The following is a 15,477-nucleotide window of genomic DNA, read 5'->3' as shown; positions in this document are numbered from 1 at the left end:
AACTATCGATCGAGAAACATTGCGATATCCGGATGTTCGTTCAAGGGGACAACGAACAGAGGGACACTGAGGGCGAGCGCCGCACGATAGGCCGCAAATACGGACCGTTCCTGATGTTCAGCGAGCTCCTCGTGTGATCGGACGGGTCTCGTTCTCCGTGTATCCGATAAACGTCGCAACGCGATCTTTTCAACGTCATCGACCAGGACAACGAAGCGGGAAACATCGATCGCCGAAAAAACCGAAGGCGAAATTTCCACCAGGCCATCAGGGGTGTCTATGATGGTGTGACCGTCGAGAACGATCAATCCTTCTTCCGGCGCGCGCCTCATGAAGCCGGATATCAGAAGGGCTTGGTTGTCGTCGATATTTCCCTCGCGCAGAAGATCACGGGCGACAGGCTTACCTTGGCGCTCCTGCTTCTCCGCCTTAATGAGATCGCTGGCCTGCAAGTGCTCGAAAACAAGCGTTCGTCGTGCATTGTCGAGAAGTGTCGATTTCCCGACGCCTGACAAACCCGCCAAGGCAATAACCTTCCGCCTGCTCATGCTTGAAATCCAAGGTCGATCTGCGAAAGCAGGTCATCCAGACGAGGACGCGGTATGCGAAAGATCGATTGAGGCGGATGCTCCGCAATAACCTTGCTCTCTTGGAGCTGCTTCAGCCCGATAGCCGGATCAATATAGGCGGCAAGCAGATAGTTGATGACTTTGACGGGCGATTCGGCAGATGCCTGCCAGCCCTCAAGGTCCTTTTCACTATACACCGATCTTCCACCTGTCATCTGGAGCAGCTCCCGGGTGGATCGCGCAAAACGAATGTCCTCGAGTATTCCGATTGCCGACATGGCCTGCGACGGTGAAGACGACGATTTGCCCTTATAGAAGAACAGGATTGAACCTGGCGGGCCCAAATTGGATGGTGCCCGGCACAGATACACCTTTCGAATTGTGTTGCCCGGTCGCCGCGGACCTCCTCCCAACCCAAGCGCTCCGAAGAGATCCAACTGGTTCTGCTGCTTGAGATCCGGATAGAGGATATCGTGGTAGCCCTCTTTGATCGGGATACCGAACGCTGCGGTGTCCGGCACGATGGCGAAGCGCGGATAATTCAGCCGATGGACATCAAAGTGATTGTCGCCATCTGTCGGCGTGGGTGCGCGCGTGCCCATACGTTTTTCATAGATCCTCTCATCGTCCTCTTTTGTCGCAGTATGGGTGAACCCGAAATACTCAAGAAGATCAATGAGGGAGGTCTGTCCCTCGTATGTGGTGACATAGACGAGGTCATATTTGTTCTTTTGAGCGAACCAGAAGACCTTCTTCAAAAGCAGCTCACCGAGCTTAAGGCCGCGTCTTTCCGGCCGAACCTTGAACGTGCAGATCTTCAGTATCTTGTTGGCTTTTTCCGTGGCGTCGGTGTCCGAGCCCGTCTCATCTTTTCTGACGAGAAGGCCGGCAATTCCGTCGTCTTCGATGATCCAGCAGAGGCGCCGCTGCTTTACGCATTTTTCCGTCCACCATTTATCGAAACCGGGATAGTCCTCGCGGAGACTGTCAAAGATAGTGTCCGTCAGAGGTATCGCGTGAGCGACGACCTCATCTATGAAACGCACCGGCGCTTCGATCGGCTCATAGGTCGTTCGAAGGAGCTGAACAGCGTCTGCTACATAGAGCACCCGGCGACCGAGTTCTGGAGAATGGCGCCTGGCCCGCTCGTGGAGGCCTCTGTCCTGGCTGACAAGAAAGTCCACGGCGCCGATGTGAAGAGCATGCAGCAGGGTCGCGTCGACTATGTCGTTGTGTTTCGGAAGAGGCCCGAACGCGTTCAAAAGCTCTGCGGCGGTCAAGCCGCGGACTTTTGACAGGGTTTGAAATTTGCCGAGTTTACTCAGAGATATCGCTCGGCGGGCGGTATCCTTGTCGCGGCCAACATCATCGCGCGCCGCCTCGTGCACGAAAATATCGACCTTGTGCTTGGCGGCGAGGCTTGTAAGTCCGGAAAAGGCCGGCTCTACGGTTTTATTGTCTTCCAGATGAATAATTACATTTGTATCAATCAGATATGTTTGTGTGCTCATTCCGGAGCGCCTTTTGAAGGTCGGGCTTCGCGTAGAGGAAAGACTGCGGAGCCTTAAATCCAAATCGCTCCTTCAATTCAGACAAGGTCAGCGGCCTCGTAAATCGGCGCGGCGTCGACAGTCTTAGTGCAAAGCCTTCCTCCAGGCCACTAAAGTACTCGTCAAAATCGGCTTTCTTGATCGATGCAGATCGGCCGTGCCTTTTCCAAAGGACAGAGAGTTCAAGGCGTTCAACGTTCTCAATTTTAATAGCGCCCACCAAAGCCATTTCTGGCGACGTAGAATAAATATAGGCAGTAGCGCCGGGAGCTACCGACAACGGGAAACGCCTTCTCAGCTCGATGGTCTTAACGCCATCAAATATCTTGCCCGAATAGTTCGGCTTTATGCTGATAACGATGTCCCTCATTGCAGGGCGGGCATCGTCGCGATCGCCAAAAATCGGAAGGACATACTGATCGTCGTCGGCAACGGCTCCGCCAAGCTCGGCCTGGATCCGTACTCCGAACTCCGAATGAACTGGAAATGCTGCATCGATGCGCAAGCTGGCACCGAGAGCCTCGACATAGCGCTGCAACGAGGAGATCTGGACATCGCCTCGTTGTTCGATCTTGGAGATCGCCGCTTGGCCAACGCCCAAACGCTTGGCCATCTCAAGTTGGGTAAAGCCCGAGGCCAGCCTCAACGCCCTGAGAGATTGACCCACGACGCGTCCCGCGTCGCCATCGCCAACCCGGACGGCGTCAACAAATTCGCGCTCACCCGACATCATTCCACACCGTCGCTCTCCGAATCACCCCTGCCTCAATATTCCCTTAAAGGAATATTGAGGCAGGGACAAGAAATTTGCATGCTATCTTGAGCTACAGTTTTGGCTGATGATGTGATTGCGGAGAGCGACCGAACTAATTGTATTTCTGTCCATGCATCCGCCCAATAAGCAGCATCGATCACGATGTCAGGACTTTCGGCTATTACACACCCGCCTCCACAATTCGGATTTACTCTTGATGTCCGGCCACCCATCCACTCCGGCCGGGCCGGTTGCTTGGGGGCGCCGCCCCCTGGCGCGGCGCAAGGGATCGCTGACGCTCGACCAGGACGGTCTCCCCAGCCTTCCGCGCGGATGCGTGTTTCTCGCTTTCGCTAACCGCTTCGATCCGCTTGTGCAGGCCGGGTGATCCCCCTCCGTCCCGGTCGCCCTTGCACCTTGCACCCCCCGGTCTCGCCGACGGGCAGGGTTGCAGCGCAGCGCTGCGCTCCAACCCAAGCCCATAGGAGAAAGACCATGATCACGACTGCAAACACCGCCCCGACCGTCGAAAATGGCGCAACGGTTTTCATCCCGCTCAACAAGCTCAAGAAGCACCCGAAGAACGCCCGCAAGACCCCGCACAGCGAGGCGTCTATCGAGGCGAAGGCGGCGAGCATCGCCGCCAAGGGCATCCTGCAAAATCTGGTGGTGGAGCCGGAGCTTGATGCACGCGGCGAGCCGACCGGCTTCTATCTCGTCAGCATCGGCGAAGGCCGCAGGCAGGCGCAGATGCTGCGCGTCAAGCGCAAGGAGATCAAGAAGACCGAGCCCATCCGCTGCGTCATCGACATGGCGAACGATGCTGCGGAGATCAGCCTTGACGAGAACGTCACCCGCGAGAACCTTCACCCCGCCGATGAGTTCGAGCGCTTTCGCGAGCTTTCGGAAGATCGCGGATGGGGCGCGGAGGAAATTGCCGCCCGGTTCGGCGTGACCGCCCATGTGGTGAAGCAGCGGATGCGTCTCGGCGCGGTCAGCCCCAAGCTGTTGCAGGTCTATCGCGACGGCGAACTGACCTTGGATCAGTTGATGGCCTTTGCCATCACCGACGATCACGCGCGGCAGGAACACGTCTATGAGAACCTGTCCTATAACCGCGATCCGTCGAACATCCGGCGCGACCTGACCAAGATGAATGTGGCGTCGACGGACCGCTGCGCGATCTTCGTCGGAGCGCAAGCCTATACGGAAGCGGGCGGCAACATCATCCGCGACCTGTTCACCGAGGATCGTGGTGGCTTCTATGAAGACCCCGCGCTTCTGGGCCGGCTCGCCATCGAGAAGCTGGAACGGATCGCCGCCGAGGTGCGGGAGGCCGAAGGCTGGAAATGGACCGCCGCCTATCTCGACTTCCCCCACGCCCATGGGATGCGGCGCGTCTATCCGCATTCGGTGGAGCTTTCGGAAGCGAGCGCCGCTGACTATGACGCCGTGCAGGACGAGCTTGAGCGCCTGACGGCGGAATGGGAGGACGCCGATATTGATCTCCCGCTCGAAGTGGACGCCCGGTTCGCGGAGCTTGAAGCCGAGATCGAGCGGATCGACGCCATGCGCCACGCCTACGATCCCGACGAGATCGCGCGCGGTGGCGTTTTCGTCGTGGTGGCCCATAACGGCGAAGCCCGTATCGAACGCGGTTTCATCCGGGCCGAGGACGAGGCCCCGGAACCGGAAGCCGCCGAGGATGGCGAAACCGTCATCGAGGGGGTGCGCGTCAACAGCGATGGCGAGATCATCGGCGGCGACGAGCAGGACGGCGAAGGCGGCGACGTTTCCGCGAGCGAGCCGGAACCGGAAGAAGAAGCCGGGGATGACGGAAAACCGCTGTCGGATTCGCTCATCCGCGACCTGACCGCGCATCGCACCCTTGGCCTGCGTCTCGCCCTCGGCGAGCAGCCCGATATGGCGCTCATCGCCGTCATCCACACGCTGGCCGCGCAGACCTTCTATCGCGGCGGCAGCGAGGCCCATTGCCTCGAAATCCGCCCGACCAGCAACTACCTCGCGGCCCACGCGGACGGCATCGAGGACACAGCGGCGGCGAAGATGCTGGCGGATCGCCATGCCGGATGGGCGGCGGACATGCCGCGCGACGTGGTCGACCTCTGGGGCTTCACCGCAGGTCTGGACCACGCGAGCCTCATGGCCTTGCTCGCGCATTGCGCCTCGCTCACCGTCAATGCGGTGAAGCTGCCATGGGAAAGCAACAAGCGCCGCGCCCATGAAACGGCGGACAAGCTGGCGACGGCGGTGACGCTCGACATGACGGCGCACTGGACGCCGACCGTGCGGAGCTATTTCGGGCGCGTCACCAAGGCCCATATCCTCGCCGCCGTGCGCGAAGCCCTCGGCAACGAGGCGGCGGAGCGGATCGCGGACAAGAAGAAGGTGGAGATGGCCGAAGCCGCCGAACAGCTTCTGGCTGGGATCGGCTGGCTCCCGCCCGTGCTGCGCACCGAACGGCCCGCATGGCTTGCGGAACAGCAGTCCGATGCTTTCGCCACCGCCGCCGCCGAGACCGCGCCGGAAGCGCAGATCGATGACCATTTCGCTGTCGCAGCGGAATAAAAGAGAGGCCGGGGCCGCGTGAGCGGTCCCGGCTTTCCACCAGTCCATCAGTAAAATCGCGGCCGCGCGGCTCCACCGCGCGGCCGGATGACCTCGACTGTCTAAAGTGTAGAAGAGTGTATCTGCAAGCAGATGGGCGAAGGGTCAGATCAGGATTTGGAAGTTTAATGGCTATCCTTGTCCGCACTTGGCATGAGGATCAGCGTCACAGAACCGAGCCACGTTGGCGCGTGTCGATATGACTTTATCTCGCCGTCCTCCAAGAAATGATGCGTGGCGGCTGGAAATAAGCGACGATCCAGCGGGTAGCGCGCATGTGGGTTATGAAAGACTTGTAACTCGTCTGCCCATCCCTCGTGGTAGCTTGGATCATCAATATCGATCGAGACTTGGAAAGGCACGGCGGATTGTGGATCGGGGTTGAGTACCGTTCCTCGGCGGATTAGTCGGACGTCAGGATGACCAAAATCTGCCAGAGCGCCCATTCGGTTGAACTTCGGCAGAGTGCCGGCGTTTGTGAAAAGCACAGCCGCCACGTTCTCAGAATCAGGTTGGTCGAAAAAGCCCGAGGGAATACTTTTCGTTCTATGGGTATGCTTCTCAATCGGTAGATAGGACCACGACAAGCCTCCGTCGGGAGTCGGTCTGAATTCTAGTTGCAAACCAAACAGGTAGGACGAGAGTGCTGAGCTAGACCAAGTCATTGTCTGCGGGCCATGGAAATCCGCTATTGCGATGGCATACGGCAATCCTTTCACATGGTTTCGCTCCCAGTCCTTCTTCTTCAGCTTCTGAAACAGCGGGCTGCCAAATTTGATCGGCATGTAGTCCCGAAGAAGTTCCGCCAAGTCTTCGGGCCTTTCTGGTCGCGGCGGGTCCACGGGTTTCCCGTCATCCCCAACACTTGGATTCACGGTTGTCGCCTCAATGGCGATGGTTTGTGCACCCTTCGAGGCGATGAAATCTGGTTGTGGATGACGTCTGTCCAGTTTAAAGCCTTCCTCCACAAGCACCGCAAAGAGATACAGTTCCCACAATCGGCTATTGAACCCCGTCGTTTGGAAATCTTTCACGAAGTTGCCGTCGGGATCGTCGAAAACGTTCGCCATTTCCGCGATCACTTCGCGGGCGGCCGAGAATGCCGGCCCATTGGCGAGCGTCAGAAAGTCAGGATGCTGCCGATCGGCTGGCACCAGCGGTGTAAAGAGATCAAGAGACCGGCCGGCCACGTCTCCTTGCTCAAACGCCGCATCCTCCAAATTGCTTATCTCTGGCAGGCGCTTCGCCAAGGCGACGTCTGCCATGCGTCGGGTAAAGTAAGTTTCGCCGACGTCCACCGCCCGAAAGCGACCACGCTCATCACGCGCGAGGATAACGAAATTATAGTCCCTGTCCGTCAGATCCATGATTACGACGCCAAGTAGGCGTTCATCGTCTGTCGCCCACACGGAGCACTCAACGGTGGGAGCAAATTGTGGTACGGCACGTGACCACATCGCCAGAATTTCAAAACGGTATGGGTTCATACGCGCAGTGGACACTGCTCAATCTCCGACTTCTCGTGTTCCGCGCAGTACCTCGAGGCGGTGCTCGTCATTTCTATCGATCTTCGACCCCCAAATGGGCGAAAGCAGCGATTATACTCGTCAATTACCGTTTCCACCCAGCTTAGAAGTTGAGACGCGTAAAGTGATAACGAAGGTGTTGCCCTTTGGGCCGAGCTTTCGGCTGCGCCGGTACAACGCCCGCGCCGCGTTTCCGCCATTCGGCCTCAACCGCTAACGCGGTGCTCGGCGGTGCCATTTCGCGAGAAGCCCGACCGGGATCGAGGCTCCTTGGAATGCGAGCCTCTGACACTCCGCTGCGCGGATATGCGGACCAGACTACCGTTGCCAAGCCGGATTTTCGTAGATGTCGATATACTGAGGAACAGTCACAACTTCCATGCCTAGTCCCTCAAGGAATGGACGTCGATGCTGCCGACCTGTCAAACCAACGCCTACGAACCACGTCTTCGCTGTCCAGTCGGGTCTCAGCTTGTGCAGGCGGGCACGTTCCAGAAAAAGCCAGCGAAGGAAATTCTCGTCCTTGCCGAAACCAAAGCCGATCAGAACCAGCGGGCAGAAGAAGAGCACTTCGAGCCAAGTATCCGAGCCCAGCCAAGACTTTTCGCTGATCTTGGCGTTGGCGCGCAGGCCGCTGCGGTTGTAGACCCAGGGGCGCGCTCGCTGGACAGAGCCCATGTAATGGGTGAGACCGAGGCGAATGCTTGTCTTGTAGCGCACCATGCCATGCGCGTGCCAGATCGCGAAGCTGGACCGTGGATTGCCGATCTCTCGATCTGAAAAGTAGCAATTCCAAGGGTAGTAGTGGGTGAAATGTTCGCCACGTCGAAAAAACCGCGCCCCGACCGCCTTGGAAAGATTCTCGTCGAAATTGACGGTGATGATCGGTGCCCGGTGTCGCTGTGCCCAACCTACGATCTTTGCGTGGTGGTCGGCGGGTGACCATTTGGCCATCAGATCACAGAATTCTTCCTGTAGGTTGCTTCGATCCTCTTTCGGGCGAGCAAGGTCAAGGATGTCGAAGAATTCAGTGTTCGACATTTCCGAGGCATCGTTCTCGGTGAGTGTGAGGCCTTGCTTTCGGGCGAGCACGGCAAGAAGTTCGTCCCATGAAGAACTTGCGTTGCTGTTGTACCGATTAATGCCGTTGCCGATCAGAAGCGCCGGCCTCTCCTGATCCAATATGTCCGCTAAATAATCTACCATCGTTCAATTCCACCAATCATCTGGCATCGTCACGTTGACGAGCATAGGTGTCTCATCGCTGCTGTTCTACCAGAGATAAGTCAAAGGCTGCTCTCCTGACGGCAATCAGAACCTGCGCTGCTTTCCTATGGTGAGGAAAGCTTGGGACGGAGCATTGGCGTTGCCCTTCGGGCCGGGCTTTCGGCTGCGCCGGAACCACGCCTATGGCGCGTTTCCGCCATTCGGCTTCAAACCCATAACGCAAGAGCGCGGCGGCGGTCATTTCGCGAGCGCCCCGCACAGGTGAGGCTCCCGAAAGACTGGCCTCAGTCGCCATCGCATCGCCACCAGTGAGATAGGGTAACTCCGCCCGGTCGATCACACGGCAGGCAGCAAATCAGCGCGGGAAACCCGGATCGGCGTGGCGAGCCAAGGCATTCACGCTGCATCCCGCGGGCAGACTCTCGGCAGCACCAGACGCGATCAATCCAGCGAGGGAGCAAAGCGCGGCCAAGCGTCGACTACGCCCACCGGAGGCGAGCCGGGCCGTGACGATGAAGATCAGGCGGCGGAGCATGACCAGTGAAACCTACGCCGTTTCACTTCTCGAGCGGTGAGGCAGAGGGATGGCCGCCATTGCCGTATTCCCTAATTTCCTGAAACGGGCGCTCCATCCGCGATCTCGATTGGCATGGGTCTGACCGAGGACCGGCTTCGCCTCGCTCGTCTCCCGCAACGTCCATCGCCAGCTTTTTTCCGCCGCCTTCGGCTTTGCATCGCGAAGAAAAAAAGCCGAATCCGGCCGCCTTCCACTTCGTTTCAGCCCTTCGGGTGCAGGGCCGATCGTCCCCGGTCTCACGCCCCTCATCGAGGTCGCAATGGAGCGGCCCGACAGGAAAAGGAATACGACAATGGCGACCATCGGCACCTTCACCAAGAACGAAAACGGCGCGGGCTTCACCGGCGCGGTTAAGACCCTCACCCTCAACGTCAAGGCCAAGTTCGTCCCCTCCGAAGGCGAAAGCGAGCGCGGCCCCGACTTCCGCATCTTCGCTGGGGCGACTGAGTTCGGCGCGGCCTGGAAGAAGACCGCCCGCGACAGCAGCCGCGAATACCTCTCCGTCAAGCTGGACGATCCGAGCTTCCCGGCCCCGATCTACGCCAGCCTGGTCGAAGCTGAAGACGGCAGCGGCCACAACCTCATCTGGTCTCGTCGCAACGGCGACTGAGGCTCGCCTTCCAGAAGCCCCGCCGCGAGCGGGGCTTCTCTATGCTTATCCCCGACGCCTTCAAGGAACAGGGAGATCGGGATCAGGGATCTCGATTTTCTGATTTTCGGCATCCCGATCGGATCTTCTTTCCGGCTTGCGCCTGCGCTTCAGCCGGCAGCCTGGCTAAGGGCGCTGCCCTCGCGCGGCGCAAGGGAGCGCTGACGCTCGGCCGGGCCGGTCTCCCGAACCTTCCTCCACGTCGTTCCTCCGTTCTGTGCAGGTCGGGTGATCCCCCTGCGGCCCGGCCGCCCTTGCACCTTTCTACCCCGGTCTCGGCGACGGCCAGGGTTGCAGCGCAGCGCTGCGCTCCAACCCAAGCCCACGGAAGGAAAGACCATGTATCACCAACTCGCCACCCGGTTCGGCAGCAATGCTCACCAGATCAGCGGACGCGAACCGCTCGACAATGAGGCCCTGTTTCGGCACGTCCCGTCCATCTTCGCCCGGGAGGCCCATGACAGCCGTTCGGAGCGTTACGTCTACGTTCCCACCATCGACATCGTGGAGGGGCTGCGCCGGGAGGGGTGGTTTCCGTTCTTCGCCGTGCAGTCGGTTCCGCGTGACGGGAGCCGCCACGGCCACGCCAAACATATGCTGCGCCTGCGCCGTGATGGCGGGATCGGCAAGCCGGAGGCGGCGGAAGTCATCATCGTGAACAGTCATGATGGGACGAGCGCGTATCAAATGTTCGCCGGGATGCTGCGTTTCGTCTGCACCAACAGCATGATCGCGGGCGAGCGCTTCGAGGAAATCCGCGTTCCCCACAAGGGCGGCATTCAGGATCAGATCATCGAGGGCGTCTATACCGTCGCCGAGGATTTCCCGCGCCTCATCGACGCCAGCGAGACCATGAAGGAAACGCGGCTTTCGCGGGACGAACAGCGCGTTTTGGCAGAGGCCAGCCTTGTGGCCCGCTACGGCGAAGAGGAGAGCCCGGTTCAGCCGGACCAGATCATCATGCCCCGGCGGCACGAGGATGCGGGGCAAAGCGTCTGGAGCACGTTCAACGTCATTCAGGAAAATCTCATCCGGGGCGGATTGCGGGGACGCCGCCAGACGTCAGACGGCCGCATTCGTCGCACCCAGACCCGCGCCATCAACGGCATCGACCAGAATGTCGACCTCAATCGCGCGCTCTGGACGCTGGCGGAGGGTATGCAGCGTTTGAAGGGGCTTTGACCCCGAACGCGACAGGGCCGCCGGCCCGGCGGCCCTGTCTCTTCCAGCGGTCACGGGGGCGGAAAAAAATCGCGCCGATCCGGCGTTGCGGATCGGCGGTGCGGCCGTGCCTGAGAACATGGCCGCGCTCGCCGGGCTACGCCCGTCTCGCAGAAACAAGTAGGCACTGTTAAGAAGAAAATAACCAAGAAATTGATCGCGTTAGCCGATCTAGTTATCGCGAAAGCGCGGCTACAGTTGCTTCAACCGATGCCTGAAGTTCTCTATCCGGGCGTTGCTTGCGTGTGTCCGGTGTAGAGAGGTAGCGCCATGCTGAGCATCGACTGGCGTTCTCCGGCGGCATACAGATTTGCCAGGAGCATCCCCGCCGCCGGCTTCGCCTGGGAATATCTTCGCCGCGATGACGAGTATCGTCGCGAGTTTCAATCGATAACCGCGTCGCACGAGCCAGACCCGGGGCGGTTGGAAGCCTTCATGCAACGCTGGGGGCTGCGATTTTCCGACCGATCCTGAAACCCCATCGGATCGGCAATCCCTGTTCTGGAGCCCAAGCCTTCAGCCGCAGGCCATATGGCTCTCTCCCGTGCAGCATCACGACAGCGAAACGGAGCCAATCATAACGCTGGCGCATCTCGACGGCCTCGATCTGCGCCAGGCCGCAGATGGCTGGCATGGCATCTGGTTGGTCGAGGGCGTAGCGCATCAATTCTGGTTGCCCCACGCCGTCCCTGACGCCGCGACTTTCTATGGAACAGTCCTGCCGATGGATGACCTCTATGACCTGCGGGCTCACGCCGCCCGGAGGCTTTGGCGCTCCCTCAAAGGCCGACCGCCCGGTCCTGATTTTCGCGCGCTGCCGGAGCAGCTTCGGCAATGGCACATTCTATCCCTGCGTGCGCTCGACGCGCGCTTGCGTGGCGAAAGCTACCGCACCGTCGCCGAAGTCTTGCTTGGTTTCAGCGGCACTAAAGAGGATTTCGAGGGCGACCCGCGCAAGAACAAGGCCCGTCGCCTCGTCGCTCACGGGATCAAGATGATGCGGGGCGGCTATCGGCTGCTCCTGCACTATCCCATCAAGGCTGTAGGCAGATAAACCTACGTCTGCCTGCCACCGCGCGCAGCTAGCGCGACCGCTTGCTTCAGAATGCGCCGATAGCCTGAGCCTGAGAGCCATTGCGCGCGGGCAAGGTGACTTTCCCAGCAACGGCGGCTACGGGCTTCCTCAGCGATGGGATCGCGGTGCAGGACGATGCGCGCGACCTCCTGCCAGTCCGCGCCATCTCGGCTGGCATCCAATAGTCGCAGATAGGTGACGTAGTGCTGTTCGTCATAGGTCGTGATATCTGGCCCGCTGGGAGCCTCATCTTCAACAACTGGATCAAGCTGAGGCCGTTCACGCATGAATTCTGCCCTTTTGCATCGGGAACGCGGACATAGTGAAGCAAGTTCAGGACAACCCGATGAATAGCATGGCTTGATACGAATAGGAATGATCGTTCCTATAATGATCGTTCCTATGCTGGTTCCCCTCTTATCATGGATCTCAAGGAGGTCATGGCGAAGAATCTGCGTCGGGCACGTCATGATAAGAAGCTGACGCAAGAAGAACTCGCCGCTCGGGCGGGCCTGAGTATGCGCTATGTCGGAGCGATCGAGCGTGGCGACGTATCCGCCAGCGTCACCGTCCTTGGCCAGATTGCTGATGCCCTTGAGATCGAGCCCGGCGAATTACTGAAGAAGGTCGGCGCGCCAAAATAGGAGGCCGATCAGAGGGCCGAACGTCGCTGGCTAGGTCCGCCGAGCGACCGTAACGACAATCCCAGCCACAACAGCAGGAGGGGTGCCGCCAGCGCATGAGCGCAAATGCGGCACGCTACCTGCCGCCGATCCCTCGCCATGGTTCGCCGTAGCCCGCCGCTTTGCCTGCGGCGCGCATCAACGACGAACTCCAGAGGTGATCCCATGGCCAACCCCTTGGCGGGCCTGCCGCCACGACTCTTGCGCACACAGGAAGCCGCCCGCTTCCTCGGCATTTCCATCCGCACTCTTGAGAAGCATCGAACTTATGGCACCGGCCCGACTTACCGCAAGATCGGTGGCCGCGTCCTCTACACCGTCCAAGACCTCGAATCCTGGTCGGAGACCGGCAGCCGCAAATCCACCCGCGAGACGACGGCCGGCACGGTTTTCCCCGCGCGTCCGCTGACGCCCGAAGAGCGGGGCAAACGCTGAATGCTGCGCGACGACGATCATAGACCCGCGCAGCCGACCGATGCGAGCGAGCGCAGCCATCTCAACCCTTTCGTGGTCGCGACCGGCGATGCCGCCCCGCGCGACCAGCGTGATTTGATGGAGCGGCCCTTCTTCTCGCTGGCAAAGACGCCGCGCAGCAAGCCGATTCTCTACAAGGCCGCCGATGTCGAGGTGCAGGTGCTTGCCATGCCCGAACACGGCATGGCGACCATCTGGGACGCCGACGTGCTGATATGGGCCGCCTCGCAGATCGTGGCGGCCGAGAATGACGGTCTTCGCACCTCGCGCTTCTTCCGTTTCACGCCCTATCACCTGCTGCGTGCCATCGGGCGGCCAACGGGCAACCGCCAATACGTGCTACTGAAGGCCGCGCTCGCGCGCCTGCAATCGACTGTCATCGCCACCACGATTCGCAACGGCCCACATTGGAGGCGTCGGCAATTCTCCTGGATCAACGAATGGGAGGAGATGACGACGCACACCGGCCGCGTCGAGGGCATGGAATTCGTCCTGCCCGAATGGTTCTACAACAGCGTCGTCGATCGATCGCTCGTCCTTGCCATCGACCCGGCCTATTTCCGGCTAACCGGCGGCATCGAACGGTGGCTCTATCGTGTCGCCCGCAAGCACGCCGGCCACCAGCGCCGCGGCTGGCTGTTCGAGGTCGCGCATCTCCATGTGAAGTCCGGCAGTCTCGCCCGCGTCTCCGACTTCGCGCTCGACCTGCGCCGTATCGCAGCTCGCCAGCCTCTCCCCGGCTATCGCCTTGAGATCGAGCGGGAGCATGGCCGCGAGTTGCTGCGCATCCGCCCCGAAACTCTGGCCGCAGTGCCTGTTGAAAAGGGTGTGAATACCATCGGCACATCAGGCGCACGGGGTATCGGCACATCGGGCGCAGCCCTATCGGCACATCAGGCGCAAGGACCGCAGCTAAGCCTATGGCCTGAAAAGCGGAATCCGACTGCTAACTTAGAGTCTAACAGAGAATCTAACTCTTCTTCTTTGACGCACGCGCACGCGAGGCGTGGTGCCGCTCGTTCCATCGCCGACGTGCTGCGCGATATGCTCGCCGCCGATGACCGTCATGGAGGCCGGTCATGAGCGACGGGGCCTCCCATCGCGCGCATGGCCGTCCGCTGACGGACGGACCCGCACCGTTCACCACTCTGGTCGAGCTGACCTTCGAGAAACGCAAGGTCGAGCACTGGATCAGGTTCGGGCGCAAGAGCTACGAGCAGATCCTCGACCGTCGCCGCAGCGTCGTCGGCTTCGCGCCCGACAGTATCTTCGCCTTCGTCCGCTGGGCGGCCGGCGAGCACGGCACGATCGTCTCGCGCATCGACATCCTGCGCGCTATCCGCCGCGGCGAGCCGTTCCAGACGCTGCCCTTCGTTCGGCCTGGCGGCGACATCCTCTTGCGGCTCGACGGCTGGCCCAAGGTCCAGCGCGCGCTTGCCGCAATCGACGCCGTTGAAGCGCTCGGCCTCGATCCGGCAGACGCTTCGCCCGATCACTGGCGGCATGTCCATAACCGGCTTTCCGCCGGTCTGGAGCCGAGCGCCTACACGCCCGAGCGCCATGCGGCATGGATCGGCCGCCGGAGGATCGACCCATGAGCCGCCGCCGCATCCTCGCGGTGACGTTGCTCGCCGTCATCGGCATCGCCGCCACGAGCGCGGCCGATATGCCGACAAAACTCGTCTGGAACGCCACGGCGAGCGCGCCGGTCGGCTTCTACACCATAGAGCCGGCCAACCGGATCGAAGTGCCTGAGCTTGTCGCCATCAGGCCGCCGGAACCGCTCGCCGGGTTCATGACCGACCGCGGCTATGTCGGGCGCGGCGTGCCGCTCCTGAAACGCGTCGTCGGTCTTACCGGCCAGCGGGTTTGCCGCACCGGCCGCGCCATCACGGTCGATGGCGTGGAGATGGGCGATGCGCTCGACCGCGACCGGATCGGCCGTGCTCTGCCCGTTTGGCAGGGCTGCCACGTCATTGCCACCGGCCAGCTCTTCCTCATGAATTGGGACGTCCCCGATAGCCTCGACGGCCGCTACTTCGGACCCATCCCCGCAAGCTCTGTCATCGGTCGCGCGCTGCCGCTCTGGACCGATGAGGACGGCGACGGCCGCTTCGTCTGGCGCGCGCCGACCCACTGACCGCTTCCCCATCGGCGGAAGCGGTGTCCGCCGATGGCTTTTCCAATACCACCGCATGGAGACAGTCATGCCACAAATCGGTCTATTCACGCGCGAAGAACCCGGCTTCACCGGGCGCGTTCACACCCTCACGCTCTACCGCGAGATCACCATCGTCCCCGCCGAACATTCGGACGCGGAGAACGCGCCGGACTACCGCGTCCATCACGGAGCCGACGATGGCCCGGAGATCGGCGCGGCGTGGAAACGCACCGGCGAGAAGGCCGGCGAATATCTCTCCGTCCTGCTCGACGACCCCGCCTTGCCGCAGCCGATCCGCGCCAACCTCTTCCGCGACGACGAGGCAGGCTCGTCATGGTCGCTGCACTGGACGCGCCCGAAGCCGCGCGAAGAGCGGGACTGAA

The 15,477-nt window shown here is 60.8% G+C and carries 17 protein-coding genes; 11 read left to right on the top strand and 6 right to left on the bottom strand.

The annotated features are described in order from the left end of the window. Positions 1-2 precede the first annotated feature (2 nt). From JN302_RS03870 to JN302_RS03860, 3 genes are read right to left on the bottom strand one after another with little or no spacing between them, the layout of a single operon-like run. The gene (locus tag JN302_RS03870; RefSeq protein ID WP_202331862.1) at positions 3-548 is read right to left on the bottom strand and encodes an ATP-binding protein; all 546 of its coding nucleotides are present in this window, start codon (positions 546-548) and stop codon (positions 3-5) included. Then, positions 545-2,080 (bottom strand): GNAT family N-acetyltransferase, encoded by a 1,536-nt coding sequence (locus JN302_RS03865; RefSeq protein WP_202331860.1) that lies wholly within the window; start codon positions 2,078-2,080, stop codon positions 545-547. The genes JN302_RS03870 and JN302_RS03865 overlap by 4 nt, the downstream gene beginning before the upstream one ends. Continuing rightward, the gene (locus tag JN302_RS03860; protein WP_202334178.1) at positions 2,055-2,849 is read right to left on the bottom strand and encodes a helix-turn-helix domain-containing protein; all 795 of its coding nucleotides are present in this window, start codon (positions 2,847-2,849) and stop codon (positions 2,055-2,057) included. Before JN302_RS03860 ends, JN302_RS03865 begins: the two co-directional genes overlap by 26 nt. Positions 2,850-3,368: 519 nt before the next feature. Here JN302_RS03860 and JN302_RS03855 point away from each other — a divergent pair. Further along, entirely contained in the window at positions 3,369-5,462 is a 2,094-nt protein-coding gene (locus tag JN302_RS03855) for a ParB/RepB/Spo0J family partition protein (RefSeq protein ID WP_202331858.1), read from the top strand. A gap of 164 nt (positions 5,463-5,626) precedes the next feature. Here the strand turns inward: JN302_RS03855 and JN302_RS03850 are convergent, their stop codons facing one another. Further along, the gene (locus JN302_RS03850; RefSeq protein WP_202331856.1) at positions 5,627-6,868 is read right to left on the bottom strand and encodes a hypothetical protein; all 1,242 of its coding nucleotides are present in this window, start codon (positions 6,866-6,868) and stop codon (positions 5,627-5,629) included. A gap of 477 nt (positions 6,869-7,345) precedes the next feature. Beyond that, positions 7,346-8,233 carry a hypothetical protein gene (locus tag JN302_RS03845; RefSeq protein ID WP_202331854.1) on the bottom strand — a complete coding sequence of 296 codons (888 nt, stop codon included), beginning with the start codon at positions 8,231-8,233 and terminating at the stop codon, positions 7,346-7,348. Between the two features lie 890 nt (positions 8,234-9,123). On the opposite strand from JN302_RS03845, the gene JN302_RS03840 reads away from it, so the two are divergent. The 4 genes from JN302_RS03840 (at position 9,124) to JN302_RS03825 (ending at position 11,755) form a co-directional block, all read left to right on the top strand. Next, complete coding sequence (locus JN302_RS03840) at positions 9,124-9,441, top strand: DUF736 domain-containing protein (RefSeq protein ID WP_202331852.1); 318 nt, start codon at positions 9,124-9,126, stop codon at positions 9,439-9,441. Between the two features lie 378 nt (positions 9,442-9,819). Next, positions 9,820-10,662: a DUF932 domain-containing protein gene (locus tag JN302_RS03835; RefSeq protein ID WP_202334177.1), complete on the top strand. Its 843-nt coding sequence runs from the start codon at positions 9,820-9,822 to the stop codon at positions 10,660-10,662. Between the two features lie 309 nt (positions 10,663-10,971). Further along, positions 10,972-11,175 (top strand): transcriptional regulator domain-containing protein, encoded by a 204-nt coding sequence (locus tag JN302_RS03830; protein ID WP_202331850.1) that lies wholly within the window; start codon positions 10,972-10,974, stop codon positions 11,173-11,175. A 70-nt stretch (positions 11,176-11,245) separates the two neighbouring features. Further along, a complete protein-coding gene (locus tag JN302_RS03825) occupies positions 11,246-11,755 on the top strand; it encodes a DUF2285 domain-containing protein (protein WP_202331848.1) in 510 nt (169 codons plus the stop codon). A 2-nt stretch (positions 11,756-11,757) separates the two neighbouring features. On the opposite strand, the gene JN302_RS03820 is transcribed toward JN302_RS03825, so the two are convergent. Further along, entirely contained in the window at positions 11,758-12,063 is a 306-nt protein-coding gene (locus tag JN302_RS03820; protein WP_202331846.1) for a DNA -binding domain-containing protein, read from the bottom strand. 135 nt (positions 12,064-12,198) lie between these two features. Between JN302_RS03820 and JN302_RS03815 the strand changes: the two genes are divergently transcribed. From JN302_RS03815 to JN302_RS03790, 6 genes are all read left to right on the top strand, one after another. Continuing rightward, the gene (locus JN302_RS03815) at positions 12,199-12,420 is read left to right on the top strand and encodes a helix-turn-helix domain-containing protein (protein WP_202331844.1); all 222 of its coding nucleotides are present in this window, start codon (positions 12,199-12,201) and stop codon (positions 12,418-12,420) included. Positions 12,421-12,624: 204 nt separating this feature from the next. After that, entirely contained in the window at positions 12,625-12,894 is a 270-nt protein-coding gene (locus tag JN302_RS03810) for a helix-turn-helix transcriptional regulator (RefSeq protein WP_202331843.1), read from the top strand. Further along, the gene (locus JN302_RS03805; RefSeq protein ID WP_202331841.1) at positions 12,895-14,016 is read left to right on the top strand and encodes a replication initiator protein A; all 1,122 of its coding nucleotides are present in this window, start codon (positions 12,895-12,897) and stop codon (positions 14,014-14,016) included. Next, positions 14,013-14,531, top strand: a complete 519-nt coding sequence (locus JN302_RS03800; RefSeq protein WP_202331839.1) for a DUF2840 domain-containing protein — start codon at positions 14,013-14,015, stop codon at positions 14,529-14,531. The genes JN302_RS03805 and JN302_RS03800 overlap by 4 nt, the downstream gene beginning before the upstream one ends. Next, positions 14,528-15,073, top strand: a complete 546-nt coding sequence (locus JN302_RS03795; RefSeq protein ID WP_202331837.1) for a S26 family signal peptidase — start codon at positions 14,528-14,530, stop codon at positions 15,071-15,073. The genes JN302_RS03800 and JN302_RS03795 overlap by 4 nt, the downstream gene beginning before the upstream one ends. A 67-nt stretch (positions 15,074-15,140) precedes the next feature. Next, on the top strand, positions 15,141-15,476 hold the full coding sequence (locus tag JN302_RS03790) for a DUF736 domain-containing protein (RefSeq protein ID WP_202331835.1): 336 nt from the start codon (positions 15,141-15,143) through the stop codon (positions 15,474-15,476). Position 15,477 lies beyond the last annotated feature (1 nt).

It is taken from the genome of Mesorhizobium sp. L-8-3 (assembly GCF_016756615.1).
Classification (GTDB): Bacteria; Pseudomonadota; Alphaproteobacteria; order Rhizobiales; family Rhizobiaceae.
This window is presented reverse-complemented; position numbering and strand designations above follow the sequence as displayed.

Excerpts from the sequence above, each read along its gene's own strand:
- JN302_RS03870 (WP_202331862.1), bottom strand. The coding sequence starts at position 548 with ATGAGCAGGCGGAAGGTTATTGCCTTGGCGGGTTTGTCAGGCGTCGGG.
- JN302_RS03865 (WP_202331860.1), bottom strand. The coding sequence starts at position 2,080 with ATGAGCACACAAACATATCTGATTGATACAAATGTAATTATTCATCTG.
- JN302_RS03860 (WP_202334178.1), bottom strand. The coding sequence starts at position 2,849 with ATGTCGGGTGAGCGCGAATTTGTTGACGCCGTCCGGGTTGGCGATGGC.
- JN302_RS03855 (WP_202331858.1), top strand. The coding sequence starts at position 3,369 with ATGATCACGACTGCAAACACCGCCCCGACCGTCGAAAATGGCGCAACG.
- JN302_RS03850 (WP_202331856.1), bottom strand. The coding sequence starts at position 6,868 with ATGGATCTGACGGACAGGGACTATAATTTCGTTATCCTCGCGCGTGAT.
- JN302_RS03845 (WP_202331854.1), bottom strand. The coding sequence starts at position 8,233 with ATGGTAGATTATTTAGCGGACATATTGGATCAGGAGAGGCCGGCGCTT.
- JN302_RS03840 (WP_202331852.1), top strand. The coding sequence starts at position 9,124 with ATGGCGACCATCGGCACCTTCACCAAGAACGAAAACGGCGCGGGCTTC.
- JN302_RS03835 (WP_202334177.1), top strand. The coding sequence starts at position 9,820 with ATGTATCACCAACTCGCCACCCGGTTCGGCAGCAATGCTCACCAGATC.
- JN302_RS03830 (WP_202331850.1), top strand. The coding sequence starts at position 10,972 with ATGCTGAGCATCGACTGGCGTTCTCCGGCGGCATACAGATTTGCCAGG.
- JN302_RS03820 (WP_202331846.1), bottom strand. The coding sequence starts at position 12,063 with ATGCGTGAACGGCCTCAGCTTGATCCAGTTGTTGAAGATGAGGCTCCC.
- JN302_RS03815 (WP_202331844.1), top strand. The coding sequence starts at position 12,199 with ATGGATCTCAAGGAGGTCATGGCGAAGAATCTGCGTCGGGCACGTCAT.
- JN302_RS03810 (WP_202331843.1), top strand. The coding sequence starts at position 12,625 with ATGGCCAACCCCTTGGCGGGCCTGCCGCCACGACTCTTGCGCACACAG.
- JN302_RS03805 (WP_202331841.1), top strand. The coding sequence starts at position 12,895 with ATGCTGCGCGACGACGATCATAGACCCGCGCAGCCGACCGATGCGAGC.
- JN302_RS03800 (WP_202331839.1), top strand. The coding sequence starts at position 14,013 with ATGAGCGACGGGGCCTCCCATCGCGCGCATGGCCGTCCGCTGACGGAC.
- JN302_RS03795 (WP_202331837.1), top strand. The coding sequence starts at position 14,528 with ATGAGCCGCCGCCGCATCCTCGCGGTGACGTTGCTCGCCGTCATCGGC.
- JN302_RS03790 (WP_202331835.1), top strand. The coding sequence starts at position 15,141 with ATGCCACAAATCGGTCTATTCACGCGCGAAGAACCCGGCTTCACCGGG.